This is a genomic window from Photorhabdus aegyptia, from assembly GCF_000612035.1.
Classification (GTDB): domain Bacteria; phylum Pseudomonadota; class Gammaproteobacteria; order Enterobacterales; family Enterobacteriaceae; genus Photorhabdus; species Photorhabdus akhurstii.
Window position 1 is genome coordinate 47,180 of record NZ_JFGV01000002.1, and the last position, 19,137, is coordinate 66,316.

The 19,137-nt window shown below is 41.1% G+C and carries 21 protein-coding genes; 12 read left to right on the forward strand and 9 right to left on the reverse strand.

Translation table 11 applies throughout. The annotated features are described in order from the left end of the window. Positions 1-230 precede the first annotated feature (230 nt). The 12 genes from BA1DRAFT_RS01055 (at position 231) to BA1DRAFT_RS01115 (ending at position 8,937) form a co-directional block, all read left to right on the forward strand. Entirely contained in the window at positions 231-908 is a 678-nt protein-coding gene (locus tag BA1DRAFT_RS01055) for a PAS and helix-turn-helix domain-containing protein (RefSeq protein ID WP_036775428.1), read from the forward strand. Between the two features lie 295 nt (positions 909-1,203). Further along, on the forward strand, positions 1,204-1,881 hold the full coding sequence (locus BA1DRAFT_RS01065; protein ID WP_036775433.1) for a helix-turn-helix transcriptional regulator: 678 nt from the start codon (positions 1,204-1,206) through the stop codon (positions 1,879-1,881). A 297-nt stretch (positions 1,882-2,178) separates the two neighbouring features. Continuing rightward, positions 2,179-2,859, forward strand: coding sequence for a helix-turn-helix transcriptional regulator (locus BA1DRAFT_RS01070; RefSeq protein WP_036775435.1), 681 nt, complete (start codon positions 2,179-2,181; stop codon positions 2,857-2,859). A gap of 30 nt (positions 2,860-2,889) precedes the next feature. Next, positions 2,890-3,570 (forward strand): helix-turn-helix transcriptional regulator, encoded by a 681-nt coding sequence (locus BA1DRAFT_RS01075; RefSeq protein ID WP_036775437.1) that lies wholly within the window; start codon positions 2,890-2,892, stop codon positions 3,568-3,570. 28 nt (positions 3,571-3,598) lie between these two features. After that, on the forward strand, positions 3,599-4,279 hold the full coding sequence (locus BA1DRAFT_RS01080; RefSeq protein ID WP_036775439.1) for a helix-turn-helix transcriptional regulator: 681 nt from the start codon (positions 3,599-3,601) through the stop codon (positions 4,277-4,279). A 28-nt stretch (positions 4,280-4,307) separates the two neighbouring features. Then, on the forward strand, positions 4,308-4,988 hold the full coding sequence (locus BA1DRAFT_RS01085) for a helix-turn-helix transcriptional regulator (protein ID WP_036775441.1): 681 nt from the start codon (positions 4,308-4,310) through the stop codon (positions 4,986-4,988). A gap of 28 nt (positions 4,989-5,016) precedes the next feature. Then, positions 5,017-5,697 carry a helix-turn-helix transcriptional regulator gene (locus BA1DRAFT_RS01090; RefSeq protein WP_036775442.1) on the forward strand — a complete coding sequence of 227 codons (681 nt, stop codon included), beginning with the start codon at positions 5,017-5,019 and terminating at the stop codon, positions 5,695-5,697. A gap of 29 nt (positions 5,698-5,726) precedes the next feature. After that, complete coding sequence (locus tag BA1DRAFT_RS01095; RefSeq protein ID WP_036775445.1) at positions 5,727-6,407, forward strand: helix-turn-helix transcriptional regulator; 681 nt, start codon at positions 5,727-5,729, stop codon at positions 6,405-6,407. 30 nt (positions 6,408-6,437) lie between these two features. After that, positions 6,438-6,620, forward strand: coding sequence for a hypothetical protein (locus BA1DRAFT_RS01100; RefSeq protein WP_036775446.1), 183 nt, complete (start codon positions 6,438-6,440; stop codon positions 6,618-6,620). 93 nt (positions 6,621-6,713) lie between these two features. Next, positions 6,714-7,394, forward strand: a complete 681-nt coding sequence (locus BA1DRAFT_RS01105; protein WP_036775447.1) for a LuxR C-terminal-related transcriptional regulator — start codon at positions 6,714-6,716, stop codon at positions 7,392-7,394. Between the two features lie 30 nt (positions 7,395-7,424). Next, complete coding sequence (locus BA1DRAFT_RS01110; RefSeq protein WP_036775449.1) at positions 7,425-8,096, forward strand: helix-turn-helix transcriptional regulator; 672 nt, start codon at positions 7,425-7,427, stop codon at positions 8,094-8,096. Positions 8,097-8,241: 145 nt separating this feature from the next. Further along, positions 8,242-8,937: a helix-turn-helix transcriptional regulator gene (locus BA1DRAFT_RS01115; protein ID WP_036775450.1), complete on the forward strand. Its 696-nt coding sequence runs from the start codon at positions 8,242-8,244 to the stop codon at positions 8,935-8,937. Between the two features lie 239 nt (positions 8,938-9,176). Here the strand turns inward: BA1DRAFT_RS01115 and BA1DRAFT_RS01120 are convergent, their stop codons facing one another. The 9 genes from BA1DRAFT_RS01120 to fruB all read right to left on the reverse strand — a co-directional run bounded on the left by BA1DRAFT_RS01120 (position 9,177) and on the right by fruB (position 18,664). Beyond that, complete coding sequence (locus tag BA1DRAFT_RS01120; RefSeq protein WP_036775520.1) at positions 9,177-10,274, reverse strand: aminotransferase class V-fold PLP-dependent enzyme; 1,098 nt, start codon at positions 10,272-10,274, stop codon at positions 9,177-9,179. Positions 10,275-10,350: 76 nt separating this feature from the next. Then, positions 10,351-11,706 carry a YhfT family protein gene (locus BA1DRAFT_RS01125; RefSeq protein WP_036775451.1) on the reverse strand — a complete coding sequence of 452 codons (1,356 nt, stop codon included), beginning with the start codon at positions 11,704-11,706 and terminating at the stop codon, positions 10,351-10,353. A 10-nt stretch (positions 11,707-11,716) separates the two neighbouring features. After that, positions 11,717-12,076, reverse strand: coding sequence for a DUF2620 domain-containing protein (locus BA1DRAFT_RS01130; protein ID WP_036775453.1), 360 nt, complete (start codon positions 12,074-12,076; stop codon positions 11,717-11,719). Between the two features lie 11 nt (positions 12,077-12,087). Further along, positions 12,088-12,978: a phosphotriesterase-related protein gene (locus BA1DRAFT_RS01135; RefSeq protein ID WP_036775454.1), complete on the reverse strand. Its 891-nt coding sequence runs from the start codon at positions 12,976-12,978 to the stop codon at positions 12,088-12,090. Between the two features lie 57 nt (positions 12,979-13,035). Further along, entirely contained in the window at positions 13,036-14,220 is a 1,185-nt protein-coding gene (locus BA1DRAFT_RS01140; RefSeq protein ID WP_036775455.1) for a YhfX family PLP-dependent enzyme, read from the reverse strand. A 114-nt stretch (positions 14,221-14,334) separates the two neighbouring features. Continuing rightward, positions 14,335-14,694 (reverse strand): hypothetical protein, encoded by a 360-nt coding sequence (locus BA1DRAFT_RS01145; RefSeq protein WP_036775457.1) that lies wholly within the window; start codon positions 14,692-14,694, stop codon positions 14,335-14,337. A gap of 25 nt (positions 14,695-14,719) precedes the next feature. Then, complete coding sequence (gene yhfZ, locus BA1DRAFT_RS01150) at positions 14,720-15,625, reverse strand: GntR family transcriptional regulator YhfZ (protein ID WP_036775458.1); 906 nt, start codon at positions 15,623-15,625, stop codon at positions 14,720-14,722. Between the two features lie 153 nt (positions 15,626-15,778). Next, positions 15,779-17,464: a PTS fructose transporter subunit IIBC gene (gene fruA / locus BA1DRAFT_RS01155; RefSeq protein ID WP_036775460.1), complete on the reverse strand. Its 1,686-nt coding sequence runs from the start codon at positions 17,462-17,464 to the stop codon at positions 15,779-15,781. A gap of 72 nt (positions 17,465-17,536) precedes the next feature. Then, on the reverse strand, positions 17,537-18,664 hold the full coding sequence (gene fruB / locus BA1DRAFT_RS01160; protein WP_036775461.1) for a fused PTS fructose transporter subunit IIA/HPr protein: 1,128 nt from the start codon (positions 18,662-18,664) through the stop codon (positions 17,537-17,539). Positions 18,665-19,137 lie beyond the last annotated feature (473 nt).

The window sequence follows — 19,137 nt, forward strand, 5'->3', positions numbered from 1 at the left end:
TTATGAATACAATAGAAATGAACCGAGGGGAATACAGGATAGTTCTTCATATTTTATCTACGATAATTCAGCTACAAAGAAATTTATTCGTAACTTTAAACAATCATTTGATTATGAAGAATTTTATGATCATGAACTACCTTCAGGTCTGGGATAGTCGTGAGTTAAATTGATTATAAGGCCAAACATCAATAATCGAATTTTAAAGCTAGAAAAAAAGGAATAATAACATGGACAATAAACTAATTATTTCACCTCAAATCATTAATACAATGGAACAAAGTAATGATCCTTGGGGAATAAAAGATGAGAATTCATGCTTTATTTATGCCAATCAGGCATGTAAACGCATGCTCAATATTTCATGTTCTTTTGACTTTGAAGGGCTTTATGATCATGAATTACCTTGGGTTGGGGCCGAATTTGCCAAAGAATACATTGCTCATGATCAAAAGGTTATGGAAAAAGAAAAAAGAGTATGTTCCCTTGAAACTAATACCTATGGAAAAAACCAAATTCTATCATCTTACTTTTTTGAAAAGCTACCTATTTACCATGATGATAACTGTATGGGAATTATATATCATGGTTGGCAAGCTCAGGATTTCTCACTTACCCGGCTATTTCGTGGAAAATTACCAGCAAATATTATGTTCCAGCCACCGATCGATCTCTTTACTCAACGGGAATGGGACGTTATTTTTCTCCTGTTACAAAAGTATACCAGCAAGCAAATCGGTAGAATATTAAATATCTCCTATCGAACTGTTGAAACCCATATCTCACGAATATATAAAAGAGTGGATGTTAACTCTTGTTATCAGTTAGAAGAATATTGCCGCACAAATGATTATGATCTCTATGTACCAGAAAGGTTTGTGCATCCAAAAATCAGAATATTTTCTTAATTATTAGATTAGAAGGAGTGATCACTAATATGAAAAAGAACTATGCAATATTACCTCAGATTATTAACACAATGGAAGTGAGCAACGAACTGTGGGGAATACCGGATAGTTCTTCGAACTTTATCTACGATAATTCAGCTACAAAGAAATTCACTCGTGATTTTAAACAACCATTTTATTATAAAGGGTTTTATAATCACGCATTATCCTATATCATGGGATAGTCGTAAGTTAAAGTGATTATAATATCAGACATCAATAATCGAATTTTAAGGTAAAGAAGAGGAATAATACTATGAATAGCAAAATGATTTCATCACAAGTTATTAACACCATGCAGCAAAGTAATGAGCCTTGGGCAATCAAAGACAAAAACTCATGTTGGATTTTTGGTAATTTAGCATTTAGACAAATCCAAGATCTCCCAAATTTATTTGATTACGAAGGAAAATATGATAGTGAACTTCCCTGGAACGGGGCTGAATTTGCAAAAGAATTCGTTATTCACGATAAAAATGTTATGAAACAAGAGAAAAGAATATGTTCACTTGAAACACATACCTATGGGAAAGATAAATTCCTATCATCTTATTTTTCGGAAAAATATCCAATCTATAATGATGAAAACGAATGTATCGGTATCTTTCTCCATGCATGGAAAGCCCAAGATTTTTCATTCACCCGGCTATTTCATGGAAAACTGCCGGCATCTATATTATTTCAACCACCAACTGATCTCTTTACCCAACGGGAATGGGATGTTATTTTCCTCATGTTACAAAAGTATACCAGTAAGCAAATCGGTAGAATGTTAAATCTTTCCTATCGTACGATTGAAACCCATATCTCACGCATATATAAACGCATTGGTGTTCACTCTAGTCGTCAATTGGAAGATTATTGTCGCACGAATGATTATGATCTTTATGTACCAGAAAGGTTTGTACATCCAGAAAGCAGAATGTTTCTTTAACGCTTAGATTATAAAGGAGCTTTTACTAATATGAAAAAGAACTATGTAATATCACCGCAGATTATTAACACAATAAAAATGAACAATGAACTGAGGGGAATACAGGATAGTTCTTCTAATTTTATCTACAGCAATTTAGCCACAAAAAAATCCATTCGTAGTTTTAAACAACTATTTTATTACGAAAGATTTTATGATCATTAATTACCCTAGATTATGGGGTAGTTGTGAGTTAAATTGATTATAAGATCAAACATCAATAATCGAATTTTAAAGCTAGAGAAAAGGAGTAATAACATGGGCAATAAACTAATTATTTCACCTCAAATTATTAATACAATGGATCAAAGTAATGCTCCCTGGGCGATAAAGGATAAAAACTCATGTCACATTTATGTCAATCAGGCATGCAAACATCTTCTCAATATTTCATGTTCTTTTGACTTTGAAGGGCTTTATGATCATGAATTACCCTGGGATGGAGCCGAATTTGCCAAAGAATACATAGCTCATGATCAAAAAGTGATGGAAAAGGAAGAAAGAGTATGTTTGTTTCTAACACATACTTTTGGGAAAGAACAAATTCTTTCATCTTATTTTTTCGAAAAATATCCTCTTTATCATGAAGATGGAAGTTGTATGGGAACGATATATCATGGTTGGCCAGCTCAGGATTTCTCATTCACCCGGCTATTTCATGGAAAATTGCCAGCCAATATTATGTTCCAACCACCGACCAATCTCTTTACCCAACGGGAATGGGATGTTATTTTCCTCATGCTACAAAAGTATACCAGCAAGCAAATTGGTAGAATGTTAAATCTTTCCTATCGTACGGTTAAAACCCATATCTCACGCATATATAAACGCATTGGTATTCACTCTAGTCGTCAATTAGAAGAGTATTGTCGCGCGAATGATTATGATCTCTATGTACCAGAAAGGTTTGTGCATCGAGAAAGCAGAATGTTTCTTTAACTATTAGATTACAGAGGAACTTTTACTGATATGAAAAAGAACTATATAATATCACCTCAAATCATTAACACATTAGAACAAAGTAATGAACCCTGGGGAATAAAAGATAAAAATTCATGCTTTATTTATGCCAATCAAGCTAATTATCGCGTTCAAAATATTTCACGTACTTTTGATTATGAGGGCCTTTATGACTATGATCTTCCTTGGGATGGCGCAGAATTTGCTGAAAAATACATGGCCAATGATAAAATAGTAATGGAAAGAGAAGAGCGAATATGTTCGCTTGTAACACATAAATTTTTTAAAGAACAAATTCTGTCGTCTTACTTCTTTGAAAAATACCCTCTCTATCATGAAGACGGAAGCTGTATTGGAACGATATTTCATGGTTGGCAAGTTCAGGATTTCTCATTTACCCGGCTATTTCGTGGAAAATTGCCAGCAAATATTGTGTTCCAACCTCCGACCGATCTCTTTACTCAACGAGAATGGGATGTTATTTTCCTTTTTTTACAAAAATATAGCAAAAAACAAATCGGTATAATATTAAATATTTCCTACCGTACGGTTGAAAATCATATCTTACGCATATACCAAAGAATTGGAGTTCATTCCAGTTATCAATTGGAAGAATACTGTCGCACCAATGATTATGATCTCTATGTGCCAAAAAGATTTGTGCATCCAGAAACCAGAATGTTTCCTTAATCATTAGATCAAAAGGAGCTCTACTAATATGAAAAAGAACTATGTCATCTCACCTCAGGTTATTAACACAATGAAGCAAAGTAATGAGCCCTGGGGAATCAAGGATAAAAACTCATGCTTTATTTATGTCAATCAAGCATGTAAGCATGCACAAAATATTTCAAGCTCTCTTGACTATGAAGGACTTTATGATTATGACCTTCCTTGGGATGGGGCCGAATTTGCTAAAGAACACGTGATTCAAGATAAAATAGTGATAGAAAAAGAAGAAAGAATATGTTCACTTGAAACACATCTATTTGGAAAAGAACAAATTTTATCATCCTATTTTTGTGAAAAATATCCACTTTACCATGAAGATGGAAGCTGTATAGGAACGATATTTCATGGTTGGCAAGCGCAGGATTTCTCATTCACCCGGCTATTTCGTGGAAAACTGCCAGCATCTATTATATTCCAGCCACCGACCGATCTCTTTACCCAACGGGAATGGGATGTTATTTTCCTTTTTTTACAAAAATATAACATCAAGCAAATCGGTAAAATGTTAAATATTTCCTATCGTACGGTTGAAAATCATATCTCACGCATATACCAAAGAATTGGAGTTCATTCCAGTTATCAATTGGAAGAATACTGTCGCACAAATGATTATGATCTCTATGTGCCAAAAAGATTTGTGCATCGAGAAAGCAGAATGTTTCCTTAACCATTAAATTAAAAAGAGTTCTACTACTATGAAAAAGAACTATGTCATCTCACCTCAGATTATTAATACAATGGAGAAAAGTAATGAACCCTGGGGGATAAAAGACAAGAACTCATGCTTTATTTATGCCAATCAAGCATGTAAACATGTTCAAAATATTTCAATCTCTTTTGACTATGAGGGGCTTTATGATTATGACCTTCCCTGGGATGGAGCCGAATTTGCTAAAGAATTCATGATTCACGACAGAATGGTGATGGAGAAAGAAGAAAGGATGCGTTCGCTTATAACACATGTACATGGAAAAGAACAAATTCTTTCATCTTATTTTTTTGAAAAATATCCTTTTTATCATGAAGACGGAAGCTGTATAGGAACAATATATCATGGTTGGCAAGCGCAGGATTTCTCATTCACCCGGCTATTTCGTGGAAAATTGCCAGCCAATATTATGTTCCAGCCACCGACCGATCTCTTTACCCAACGGGAATGGGATGTTATTTTCCTTTTTTTACAAAAATATAACAGCAAGCAAATCGGTAGAATATTAAACATTTCTTATCGTACGGTTGAAAATCATATCTCACGCATATACCAAAGAATTGGAGTTCATTCCAGTTATCAATTGGAAGAGTATTGTCGCACCAATGATTATGATCTCTATGTACCAGAAAGATTTGTACATCCAGAAAGCAGAATGTTTCTTTAACCATTAGATTAATAGGAGTTCTACTAATATGAAAAAGAACTTTGTCATTTCACCTCAGGTTATTAACACGATGGAGCAAAGTAATGATCCGTGGGGAATAAAGGATGAAAATACACGCTATATTTATGTCAATCAGGCATGTAAGCGTCTTCAAAATATTTCAAGTTCTTTTGATTATGAGGGGCTTTATGAATATGAATTGCCCTGGGATGGAGCTGAATTTGCCAAAGAATACATGGCTCATGATAAAAAAGTTGTAGAGCAAGAAAAAAAAATATGTTCACTTGAGACACATGTACATGGAAAAGAACAAATTCTATCATCCTACTTTTTTGCAAAATATCCTCTTTATCATGAAAACGGGAGCTGTATGGGCATTATATATCATGGCTGGCAAGCACAAGATTTCTCATTTACCCGGTTATTTCGTGGAAAACTGCCAGCATCTATTATGTTCCAACCACCGACTGATCTCTTTACGCAACGGGAATGGGATGTTATTTTCCTTTTTTTACAAAAATATAACAGCAAGCAAATTGGTAGAATATTAAACATTTCTTATCGTACGGTTGAAAATCATATCTCACGCATATACCAAAGAATTGGAGTTCATTCCAGTTATCAATTAGAAGAATACTGTCGCACCAATGATTATGATCTCTATGTACCAGAAAGATTTGTACATCCAGAAAGCAGAATGTTTCTTTAACTCTTAGATTACAAAGGAATTTTACTGATATGAAAAAGAACTATGCAATATCACCTCAGGTTATTAATACGATGGAGATAAGTAATGAACCGTGGGGAATAAAAGATAAAAACTCATGCTTCATTTATGCTAATCGAGCATGTAATCGTGTTCAAAATATTTCACGTTCCTTTGACTATGAGGGCCTTTATGACTACGATCTTCCGTGGGATGGTGCCGAATTTTCTGAAGCGTATATGGCCAATGATAAAATAGTGATGGAAAGAGAAGAACGAACATGTTCGCTTGTAACTCATAAATTTTTTAAAGAACAAATTCTGTCGTCTTACTTCTTTGAAAAATACCCTTTTTATCATGAAGACGGAAGCTGTATAGGAACGATATATCATGGTTGGCAAGTTCAGGATTTCTCATTCACCCGATTATTTCGTGGAAAATTGCCAGCCAATATTATGTTCCAACCACCGGTCGATCTCTTTACCCAACGGGAATGGGATATTATTTTCCTCCTGTTGCAAAAGTATACCAGTAAGCAAATCGGTAGAATGTTAAATATTTCCTATCGTACGGTTGAAAGCCATATCTCACGTATATACAAACGGATTGGTGTCCACTCTAGTTACCAATTGGAAGAGTATTGCCGCACCAATGATTATGATCTCTATGTACCAGAAAGATTTGTACATCCAGAAAGTAGAACGTTTCCTTAATTCTTTAGATTAAAAGGTGTCGCCACTAATATGAATAAGAACTATGCAGTATCACCTCAGATTATTAACATAGCAGAAATAAGCAGTGAACCGTGGGGAATACAGAATAGTTCTTCATATTTTATCTATGATAATTCAGCCACAAAGGAATTTATTCGTAAATTTAAACAACCATTTGGTTATGGAAAAATTTATAATCATGCGTTACCCTAGATTATGGGATGGTCATGAGTTGAATTGATTATAAGAACAAAGAGCAAACATCAAGAACCGAACTTTAAGGATAGAGAAAAGAGAAATAATAACATGGATAATAAACTAATTACTTCACCTCAAGTTATTAATACTATGCAGCAAAGTAATGAACCTTGGGCAATCAAAGACAAAAACTCATGTTGGATTTTTTGTAATTCGGCACTTAGACAAATGCAAAATATCCCAGACTTATTTGATTATGAAGGGAAATATGATAGTGAACTCCCCTGGAATGGTGCTGAATTTGCAAAAAAATTCGTTATTCACGATAAAAGTGTTATGAAACAAGGGGAAAGAATATGCTCACTTGAAACACATACATATGGAAAAGATAAATTTCCATCATCTTATTTTTCGGAAAAATATCCAATCTATAATGATAAAAACGAATGTATCGGTATCTTTATTCATGGCTGGCAAGCCCAAGATTTCTCATTCACCCAGCTATTTGATGGAAAGCTGCCGGCATCTATTATGTTCCAGCCACCGACCGATCTCTTTACTCAACGGGAATGGGATGTTATTTTCTTCATGCTACAAAAGTATACTAGTAAACAAATCGGTAGAATGTTAAGTATTTCCCACCGTACTGTTGAAACCCATATTGCACGAATATATGAAAGAATTGGTGTTCACTCTAGTCACCAATTGGAGGAGTATTGTCACACCAATGATTATGATCTCTATATGCCAAAATGTTTTGTTCATCCAAAAAGCAGAATGTTTCTTTAACCCCCAGATTATAAAGGAAATTTTATTAATATGACGAAGAACAGTGCAATATCACCTCAAGTTATTAATACAATGGCGATAAGCAATGAACCGTGGGGAATAAAGGATAGTTCTTCAAACTTTATCTACGGTAATTCAGCCACAAAGAAATTTATCCACAATTTTAAAGAGTCATTTGATTATGAAGGGCTTGATGATCATGAGCTGCCCTGGGATGGCGCTGAGTTCGCCAAGGAGTTTATTATCCACGATAAAAATGTCATGGCTAAAGGTGAAAGAGTCTGTTCACTCGAAACCCATGTCTTTGGACAAGAGCAAACTCTATCATCCTATTTCTGTGAAAAATTGCCTCTTTATCATAACAATGGTAATTGTATGGGAATTATGTATCATATGTGGCAAGCCAAGGAGTATTCATTGACCTACCTATATCAATATTATGATAAATTACCGCCATCCATTCTGCTCCAACCGCCCTCTGATCTTTTTACTCAACGGGAGTGGGATATTATCTTTCTCTTCTTACAGAAGCAATCTAGAAAGCAGATCGGCAAAATATTGAATATCGCCTATCGTGAGGTTGAAGAACATATGGTAAGGATATATCGTAAAGTCGGGATTCACTCTAGCCAGCAGTTGGCAGAATATTGTCGCGCCAATAATTTTAATCATTACATCCCAGAGAGGTTTTTATTGTCTTAGATTACGTATTATTTCCCAGTTGCTACACACTACCTTTGTTAATTATTTATTGATAAAATATACGGCCCTATGGAAATAGGCTTTTTTCAATGGAACATGTCCATTCAATAGTTTAAAAAAGCAATAATTATCTTAAAGGATATTTATGAATAAATCAGGATTAGAAAAAGCCCCTTTTATTACTCGTCAATTTACACATGTATGGGACAGAAGCCCTGAACCGTGGTTTGTAAAGGATAAAGAATCCCGTTTTATTTATACAAATACCAAGTTCATTAAAGTAATTAAGTTACCGGAAAACTTTAATATTATAGGTCATACCATTGGAGAATTACCAACACCTGTTAATGGTTTTGCTCATCATTTTAGAGAACATGACCGTAGGGTCTTAGAATGTATGCAACGAGTATGTTCTGTCGGAACTTATCCCCAAGGTAATGGTCGACCGCCTAAATCCTATTTTTGTGAGAAATACCCATTGATGGGGGAAGATAATCAATGTATCGGCATTATTTCCCATGCCAGAGAAATAGAACACTTCACCGTGTCCCATTATATCAAGAATAGTACTCCAATATCCGCCGCCCCCAGACCACCTAATGATTTGCTAAACGATAAAGAGTGGATGGTTGTTTTTCTATTTTGCTGCGGTATGAATAATAATGATACGGCCCTTGAAATGAATGTTACATGTCATACTGTGGAAAAACATTTTGAAAGTATTTACGAAAAATTATCTGTGAACTCAGTGACAGAGTTACGATCACTTTGTAAAGAAAATGGCTATGACCTCTATATGCCACCACGGTATTTTCTGTCCATAGGCCATTTTATATTATAAGTGATTTATTTTACTATTAATTATTACTCACATCATTTATTAATTTTTTTAATAATTAGGAATACAATTAATGATATTGCCAAATTTTACATTAATTCAGGATCGATAAGCCTTGATATCGATTTCCCCATATTCAGAAAATATTGAACATATTTTGGATGACAGACGTTATATACCGCCGATTGCGGCGGATGCTACTGCATCCAGAATAATCTTCTGCCTATTTCTTTAGCCTTTTATTACCGCAAGGCGACGGTCTGTGCACAGCTTTGACTCAGCAGCCTTATCACCGTCTCAGCACCGCTTCGATTGGGATTTATCCTTATCATCCGTTTCTCTAACGTGGGATTAGACTGACGGAATGTACCGGACAACCGGTAAAACAACGGTGGAATATCAAATTTCGATTCGGCGCCTACCGGATAAGGCAGTGCACCAAGCTGATGAGCAACATGAAGTACTTGTTCGGCAATCTCATCATAAAACTCCACCAGCAATACTTTCGATTGTGCACTGGCGATAAACGCCCGTTTTACCTGTGGAATAACTCCCTGATTAAGCCGGACTACTAATGTTTCACTCACCTGAGCCTGCACAGCATGCATCACCGGGGCAAATACCAATCCACGCAATACTTCCAATGCCTGAAATCCCTGTATCTGACTGCCACCGGAATACATACTACGCCGGATGCGCTCTACTGCCGCTTGTTGGCCTACCACAACACCGACACCTTGCGGGCCAAACAGTTTAAAGCTGGAGAAGGCCGATAATGCAGCCCCCCATTCACAACCGATATGTTCCACTTTCATGGCTGCATAGTTATCGTCAACCAGAACCGGTAATGATGCGGCATTCAGCAGTGATATAACCTCTGCCAAATCATAAGCATCATCAATTTTCTGTCGCGTGTGTTGTACCAACCCCGCCACCGGCGAATGTTGCAAAATCACAGCTCGTATTTGTTCGGGTTGATTGAAATCAGCCCGTACCAAATGCAACCCCATCTGCTCGGCAGTAACCGCTGTCGAGGGATATAACGGCGCATCATGAACCAACAGACTATCGCCAGCGTTAAGTAATGCCGCCAACCCACAACGTATTGCGCCAGTTCCCGCCCCTTGCACTAACACAGCAGCTTCGGCGGAAAAGAAATCTGCGATAACCTGTTCGACACGTTGTGTCACTTGTGGCCGATTCAATCCCGGCACCAACCCTAAATCTCCGGTGGTGAGAAAATCCGCACCGGGAAAATGGCGGCAAATAATATCAACTAAACGAAACTGTTTGTGCTGCGCCTGTTCCATGCTCAGACTGGGTAATGGATAGGTGTTCAATATCTGTTCTCTCGTGTTCTTTCGCACTTCCCCCTCTATTTTTATCATCACAAAATAAAGGGGGAAATCTACTCAATTAACTGATGCCCACCAGATAGATGACGTTGGCCAATACACCAACCACAATCGTTGCAATAGGCCCAATCGCCATTTCAACCAAAGGACGTTTAGCCGTACGGTTGAGTAAATAAATGCCCGCCACCACCATGAAGCCCATGCCCGGCAAAATGGCATTGGAAGCCATCATTCCCCCCACCAATAGGGCAACTTCCAACATGCGGGTAATAACGGTACGAATATGTTCACCACAAGCTTTAACGCCAGGGTATTTATCCAACCAGATAGCAATTCTTGCCAGTAGTTTGATTTCCATAAACATAATCACACTGCCAGCAATGAAGGCAATCCACAGATTATTGGTCACTAATCCCGCGACAAATACAAATTTCATGCCGACCGGGCTATAAACTCCAGTAGCAATGGCAGTCATACCAACCAACGGCACAAAGCTGATCGCTCTGGCAAGCGCCACCAGCATAGCGTTAGCCCCTTCCCCCTGCGCCATCAGTTGCAGTGATACCGGCCCTTCCGCCAGCAGACTAAGCGACATCGAAGCCGCTACAGCGGTCAATCCCCCACTGAATACCAGCAACCAGATGTTATTTTGAATACGCTGTATCCGCGTGGAAAATAATCCAACCAGCATCTCGTTCGCGCCCTTGGCCGAAGTAGATCCTTCGCCAGCTTTGGGCGCACGCTGTTTCATAGCGAAATAGAACATCACTATCATCGAAATCAGTAGCGCTATCCCGTTAGGGTCCAATTGCACCGGTTTGCTCAGGGCGCCGCCAAAACTCAATGATCCTACGGCTTTCGTCGCGATATACCCCACCAATGTCGCAATCAGCACCCATATTCCTTTGCCATATCCATATTGATAGGCCACCACAATCGCAGGAAACAGTGCAAAGCAGGCCACGATAGGATCGCCGACTTTACTCAGGTTGCCCATGAAATTAACCGGCAAATGGGCAAAGATATCGACAACAGATCGTAAACCAGTCATCAGGGCAATGGCATATAGCGCCCCCAAGATAGCGGAAAGTATGAAACCTTTTTTACTGTTTGCACACCAGGTACCAATAACATCGGTTCCCAATAATAAACTATGCACCAAAATAATCGGGGCGGTCAGCGAGAACGGAATACCAAAGCCGATAACCAGACCAAAACTTAGGGCAAAACTGGTGGCCGCCAGGGTCTTACGATTCATACGCCCTTCCAGATGTTCCGGCATTAAAGGACGTAGCCCATCATGAAATACCGCAATACCACGGTTAGCCATCATGGCAGATATCCCACCAATCACCGCCAACAAACCGGCTTTAAATGGATCAATTTCCATTAAACGGCTGAAAAATTCATATTCCATTTTCCTGCCCTCATAAAGAAAAAATAGCCTTGATAATCACCGGAATAACTGCATCCATATCCTGACCAGTAAAACCAAATGCGGTTTTCCCCGCGTTAACATGGGCAATAATTTCTTCATCAGGCAGGATCTTGCCTGGCATACTGATGGTCGCGCATTTATCAATACCAACAATAGCAATTACCATTGCCAAAGCTCCCCCACCTGTATTACAGGCCCCCAAATAGTAATCCGCATTACCACTCTTAAGCGCTATCGCGGCATCTATGTCGCCCATCACGGTAATGGATGAGACTTTATCCCCGGCCAGACGGCGTAAAGTTTCAGCAATTTTTTCTTTCTCAATTTGTCCTCCAATAACAAATCTCATATGTTTTTCCTTTAGTTGAAAAATAGCGTTGGGTTATCACGTAACATCAAATCAATATCGGTTTGCGTTAATCCAGCCTCTTTTAACATCGGCACAAAGGTGGTGATCAAATAGGCAAAACCATTGCCGCCATTAGCTCTTAAGTGAGAACGACGGGTAATATCCATCGATAACATGACGCGGTTAAGTAAGCCACGTTGGGCCAAGGTCTTTAACATAGCGATCCGCTTTTCATCCGGGTAGTAATCGTTTTTGCCAATCGTGTCGAACTGGATGTAGGCACCCTGCTCAATGATACGCAAAATATTGTCCAGATTATCTTTAAGATCACAGTGACCAATAACTACGCGTTCAGCATCTACACCGTGCTTTTTCAATAATTTCAGTTGTTCAAAACCCATCGTGCTTAATGTCGTATGCGTCGAAACAGGCCGCCCAGTTTCCAGATGGGCTATAGCCGCAGCATGGAATACTTTCTCTTCATCAGGTGTAATTACGCCTTTGCTGGAACCAATTTCCCCAATTACTCCGGCTTTCAACGTTGTACCATCGATACCCTGTTCAATCTCAGTGATCATTTCATCCGCCAGTTGTCGAGCGGTGGTATGTGCTACATGCTCAGGAAAAAAGGCAGATTGGTAATAGCCAGTAGAAACTATTACATTAATGCCGGAGTCCCGCATCAGATCCAGCATAAACTGTGGGTTACGTCCCATGTAACGATTGGTCATCTCCACAATATTGTGTACACCCAAGCTGACCAGTGTTTTCATCTCTGCACAAATCAGGTCGTACTGATCCAATCGGCAGTCAATGTTGTTTTTAAATGATGATAAATCGAGATGCAGGTGCTCATGCGCATAGGTATAGCCAGATGCGTCAATTCTGTTTTGCTGAGTCATAAGTAAGACGGTCCGAAGATAAAAAAGAGGATGAAGGTGAAGAGGATGGAAGTGCATCTATTCACAGGTCATTTTTTCTCCATTAATCAGAATAGGGTTTCCCTGGCTGTCATAAAGCCCTTCCAATACCGGGTGTCCTGACTGGATACCGCTAACCAACGCCACATCACTGCGAGTCGCAAATATCTGGGTGCGGAAGCACAACATAACAGCACAACCGACCGGAAATTCACCGCTCAGGGGAAAATGGTAATCAATACTGGCGTCATCCATCGGTAACAGGCGAGTGGAGGTGATCTGACCGTTTGGCAGGAATATCAGTGCATTATGCACCCGCCCACGACGATAATAACCGCCGCCATAACAGTAGCTGTTGCCGTTAAATCGGTGAGATATTTCTGTCAGATAGAGCATAGCAATGCGTTCTGGCTGTTCTCCCCGATAATTGGCAAGGATTGTTCCCGTTAGCGCATGTCCCGGCTCGGTATGGGTAACACCATACTTTGCCAGTAACGGCAGTGTGCTACAGCTTGACGCCGACGGCGCATTTATCTGCGTCACCTCAACCCCTGCCTGTCGTAAAATGTCCTTTGCTTTCAGTAAAGTAAATAAGTTTGGCGCCGGCAGTGTCTGCTGCTGGACGTCTTGCCACAACAAGCAAGGAAAATGTGTCAACCCTGTCAGTTTTACACCGGGCATTGCCATAATGCGCTGAACGACGGCGCTCAATTCAGATAAATGAAAACCCGCTTCCTGACCAGGATATAAATGATCATGGTCATCATAGATTTTCAGCATAATGCGTTGCACATTTCCCTCACGTTGCGCCAGACTGGAAATTTCCTCCGCTTTTTCTAACGAAAATACTGTGATCACTTCCGGATGTTGTTGCATCACTGAAGAGAGCATATTGCGAGGGATCTGTACCAGATGGCCTACATGAGTCACCGGGATCTTCCCGTTCATCAAGACTCTGGCTTCTTTAAAATCCACCGCAGTGACGCCCTGATAACCCAGTTCTAGCAGTTTACGTGCCAACCAGGCGTTACGACCAACCTGTTTGGTCATCAGATAGAGAGCAATACCATGATGCTCCGCTACCGCAAGTAATCGTCTGGCATTGTCTAAAACCTGATCAACGTCAATAACATAAGTATCTGGTAGTAAGGCTCCTTGCGCCCATAACATCTGGGCTGCCTCAATCAATACCGGATTTTGTTTGTTCAGCGCATGCATAAACATGCTGTACCTCCTGTACTTCCTCGGCGATCAATGCCACTATAAAAACCTAGATGTTAAATCATCATTTTTTTGAATATTTGATGGAAAAAAAAATTTCCCTCATCTCTGTTGGAGTTACCACTGCCCCTTAGCCGCCCAAAGGCTAAACAAATTTACCAGAAGGTACCCCTCCTCACAGGGATGTAATTGCACGTCAAAATGTGCCAACAGCGAAGCGTTAATCTCTTGCAAATGAGAAAAAACACTCGATTGACGCACTTCCATCAACAGCTCAATATCCATTGAACTGATTTGTTCTCCCCGGCGTGAGCGCATCAACGCATTAGCCATATGTGTTATTACTATTTCCCCTAGTGCATTTCTGACAGGGATTTTCCAATCATTTTCAAGCTGCGCCACAACCTGTAACATGCCATCATGGATATCCTGATCAATGACATTTCCTTGACAGAGTAGATTCAGTCGATTTTCCATTTCGTGAACCTCCCTACATGCCAAATTAATAACTTGGGTCCTGCTGGCCTGCCAATACACGTTGTTGATGGGACAACAACTCTGTTTTATTCACCATAGTACGTACAAGTTGTTGAATCAGAATGTCATCAGTTCTGGTTAAAACCACCGCCTCGGAAGCTTGGATAAAACATGCGCTTCCACGGAGCGGTACTGCAATAAGCTTCCTAGAACTAAGTTCAATTTCTCTGCTAACGTTCCAGATCACCGCGTCAATGTCACCTTTCGCCACTTTATACAGGCTCTCGTGGTAAGAGATATCCACCAACGTGATATCCTGCCCGGCAAAGTACACTTCAGTCATGATCTTCTGGTCGGCAGAACGATGATCCAGCCCAACACGACGAATATTATGTTCACCCCCTTTGCGATAAATCAGTTGGTGTGCGCCAACATAGGTCTGTGGCCCCAATTCAAGTACAACGCGAACATCACCCTGCTCCAGATAAGTCTGCGCCGCCAAATGTGATACCACCGCCAAGTCATAAATACCGCTACGCAAGCATTCCATCCTGGCATCTGAACCTCTCATATGGGCGAAATAAAACGGAATGCCCTCAAATTGTGCTTTCAAGCCGCTCGCCAATCCTTCATACAATCGGGTATAAGGCAGCGGCATCGCACAAACCACGTTACTAATGTCAGCATGGGCTAACAGCGCTTTGTGATCCACACTAACCAAATAGCTGCCATTGCGCCCCCGCCGTTCCACGTAAACCGCGCCAGAACTCTCCAGTTTTTTTAATGCAAACTGAACTAGCCCAACAGATAACCCATAGTCAGATGACAGCTCTTCAATCGTCTTCAACCGATTACCGCAATGCTCACCTAGCAGATAACGCGCCAGACACGCCTGAGCAACCCCCTCTTTTTTTAACAGACCGCGACTCATAATAATTCTTCATTTTTTTGAATGTATTTATATCTAATTTAAGCAGGCAAATAACAATCGGAAAATAGCAAAAATGCGAACGAGGTCACGAATAAGTAGATAATTTCCTGTAATTTCAATGAGTTTAATTCAATAACTAATAATTTCTGTTTTTTATGCTTTAGTTGTGGTCGTTTCTGTGCGCTTAGTTTCTGGACGCTTAAGCAATGCATAGATCAATCCTGCCAACAGGGTACCGACAATAATCGACATCAAATAACCCAATATTGGTGTGATGGCTCCTGGGATCAACAGCACAAACAGGCCACCGTGCGGCGCCATCAACTGCGCACTCACTGCCATAGAGATCGCTCCCGTCACCGCGCCGCCAACGATACAACATGGGAGCACCCGCATCGGATCGCGGACAGCAAAAGGAATCGCGCCTTCGGAAATAAAACACAGGCCCAACACCAATGCGGCTTTACCACTTTCCCGCTGAACGTTATCGAACTTCTGCCGGGCAATCAGGGTCGCCACCCCCATTGCCAACGGTGGAACCATCCCGGCAGCCATAATAGCAGCCATTGGCGCATAGGTTTGCGAACTAAGTAAGCCGACACCAAACGCATAGGCCGCTTTGTTTATCGCTCCCCCCATATCAGCACACATCATTCCACCCAAAATAGCCCCCAACAGGAGCGCGTTGGTTGTCCCCATATTAGAAAGCCAGTACGTTAGCCCCGCCATGATACCGGCGACGGGTTTACCAATAACGTAAATCATAATCAGACCGGTGATCAGGCTGGCAAATAGCGGAATAATCAAAATCGGTTTTAACGCTGCCATACTCTGCGGCAATTTCACCTTGGTACTGAGAAACTTCGCTACGTAACCGGCGAGGAAACCCGCAATAATACCGCCAAGAAATCCCGCGTTCGTGCTAGTTGCCAGCATGCCGCCAATCAAACCAGGCGTCAGACCTGGGCGATCAGCGATCGAGAAAGCAATGTAACCTGCCAGTACGGGGACCATCAGAGCAAAAGCTGAACCACCCCCGATTTGCATCAGAGCGGCTGCCAATGTACCCGGCTCTTTAAATGCAGTGATGCCAAAAGCAAATGAGAGCGCGATACACAGACCACCCGCCACCACCATCGGCAACATATAAGAGACGCCGGTCAACAAGTGACGATAGATGCCGTTACTCTCTTCTCCTGATCCGGTTTTAATACTATTCTGCCCTGTCGGCTGGAAAGGTTTAGCTTCGACCAAAGCTTTATCAAACTCCTGCGCTGTTTTCTTCAACGCCAGCCCGGTGGAAGTACGGTACATAAGTTTTCCTGCAAATTTCGCCAAATCTACGTCAATATCTGCAACGATAAGTACCAGATCCGCTTTTGCCACCTCTTCCGGTGTAATAACATTGCCCGCCCCTACCGAACCGCGGGTTTCCACCTTTACCCACCAGCCGCGCTTTTTGGCTTCGATTTCGATAGCTTCCGCGGCCATAAAGGTATGTGCCACACCAGTAGGACAGGCAGTAACCGCGACAATGCGTTTTATATCACCACCGCTGTCAGTTGCCGGTATCTGGTACGGTTGTGCATCGGTTTTTGCCTGCTGAAAGAAATCTTTCGGCGCATGCAATGCCTGTTCCGTATCGCCGAGATAAACAAGCTTACCGTTCAGTGCGTTATCGGTGGGAACGCAATTGCCGGTCACGACCACCAAATCGGCTTCGGCTGGATCTTCTGTTAGTATCAGTCCGTTTTCCTCCGCAGAGGCGCTGAGAATTGTTTTCACCAGATAACTTCCGGCAAGTCCGAGTGAAGGATCAATGATAAGCAATGTTTTCATCATGCTTCTCCTGCTATTAGCTAAAAGGGTTGTAGATCGACGCGCGCCATTTTCACAGCCAACTGGGGATTTTTACTTACACGCCCCCTCCCCCAAACCGGAAATAATCGCTTCACCAATGGCAGCTATCGCCTGCTGCGCATCATCGCCATTAGCAGTCACATGAAGCCGGTGCCCTTTTTTAGCGCCCAATGCCATGATTTTCATCAAACTGCGGCCGTTTACCGGTTGACCGGCGCCATCAAGATTGATGATGGTAATTTCACTGGAAAATTGCCGGATAACATTAACCAACACGGCGCCAGGGCGAGTATGTAAGCCATGTTCATTGCATAGGACAAATTCTCCACTGGATATCGCGCTCCGCGCCTGTACGCCACTGGTCAGTAATGCCAGCACTGTCGGCGCATCAGCTTTCAGCAAACATTCCGCTTTTTGTGCTAATAACAAGTTACTCAGGTGATGTAACACGTTTAGCGGCTGGTCGTCGGCAACCGCAACGGTCAATAACATCACCACCGGTTCGTTGTCCCGCGTGAACAATCGGCTCACTGCCACAGCGCTGGTTAAATTACCGTCGGGACTATCGCTCAACCAAATGCCCTGCCCAAGATCCAATGGCTTACTGTTAATCACTTTGCTGACAAAAGTCGTATCCACCGCCCCCACTTGCTGTAACCGCCCGGCATTTAATGCCTGTAGCGTCATCAAATCGCGGGCGTTAACATCTAGCGTAATCAGGCTGGTATCGAATTTAAACTCAGCTTGCTGAACTTCACCCATCAGCAAGCGATGCAGCGCCTGCGCCGACTTAACAGTTTTTAACTGTTCAGCAATACGATCATCGCTCAGTAGGTGTGTTAACTGACGCAGTAGTGCCAAATGCTCATCGGAACGTGCGGCGATACCAATAACCACATAACACATCGCCCCTTGATCCCATTCAACACCCTGTGAAAAGTGAAATACCTGTACATCGGTTTTCATGACCAGATCGCGAGTATCTAGCGTGCCATGTGGAATGGCGATACCGTTGCCAAGGTAGGTAGAAATTTGATTTTCACGTTGCAACATGCCGTCAACATAGGCATCGCTGACATTACCATTAGCGGCTAGCATAGCCGCTACCTGACGAATGGCATCCTCTTTACTGGTTGCAATTGCGTCAGTATGGATATTTTGCAGAGCCAACTGGAACATAATTTTCTCCCTATTACCAAAAATAGAATCGTTTCAGTTTACGCAGAGAAAAAAGCATTAAGTCCATAAAAAGAAAAAGAGATAAAAAACTGAAACGTTTCAACGAGTGTGAAACATGAATAATTTTCATTCAATACTTATGTGAAATAAAATCGCAATTTTTTGAGATTACTCACATTTTTCCTGCCATCGTTTTTTGCCTACCTCCCCTAAGGGATTTGGTACACCAATAACTTTGCCATTCACCCCCCCCTAAATTGGTACAGACCTACGTCAACACGGGTAGTTAAAGAAATAAGTTATTAAACCAAAATCGATAAGATATTAGGGAACGACTAGCAGAATGAGTTACGCCGGAGAAATATCATTTTTTCCAAGATCAGGAACAATTATTTGAAAAAACGCTGCATGAAAGGTCTGATATTATGTCAGAAATTCGTCAACACGATGCTTTATTTTTAAAGACAGAGCTT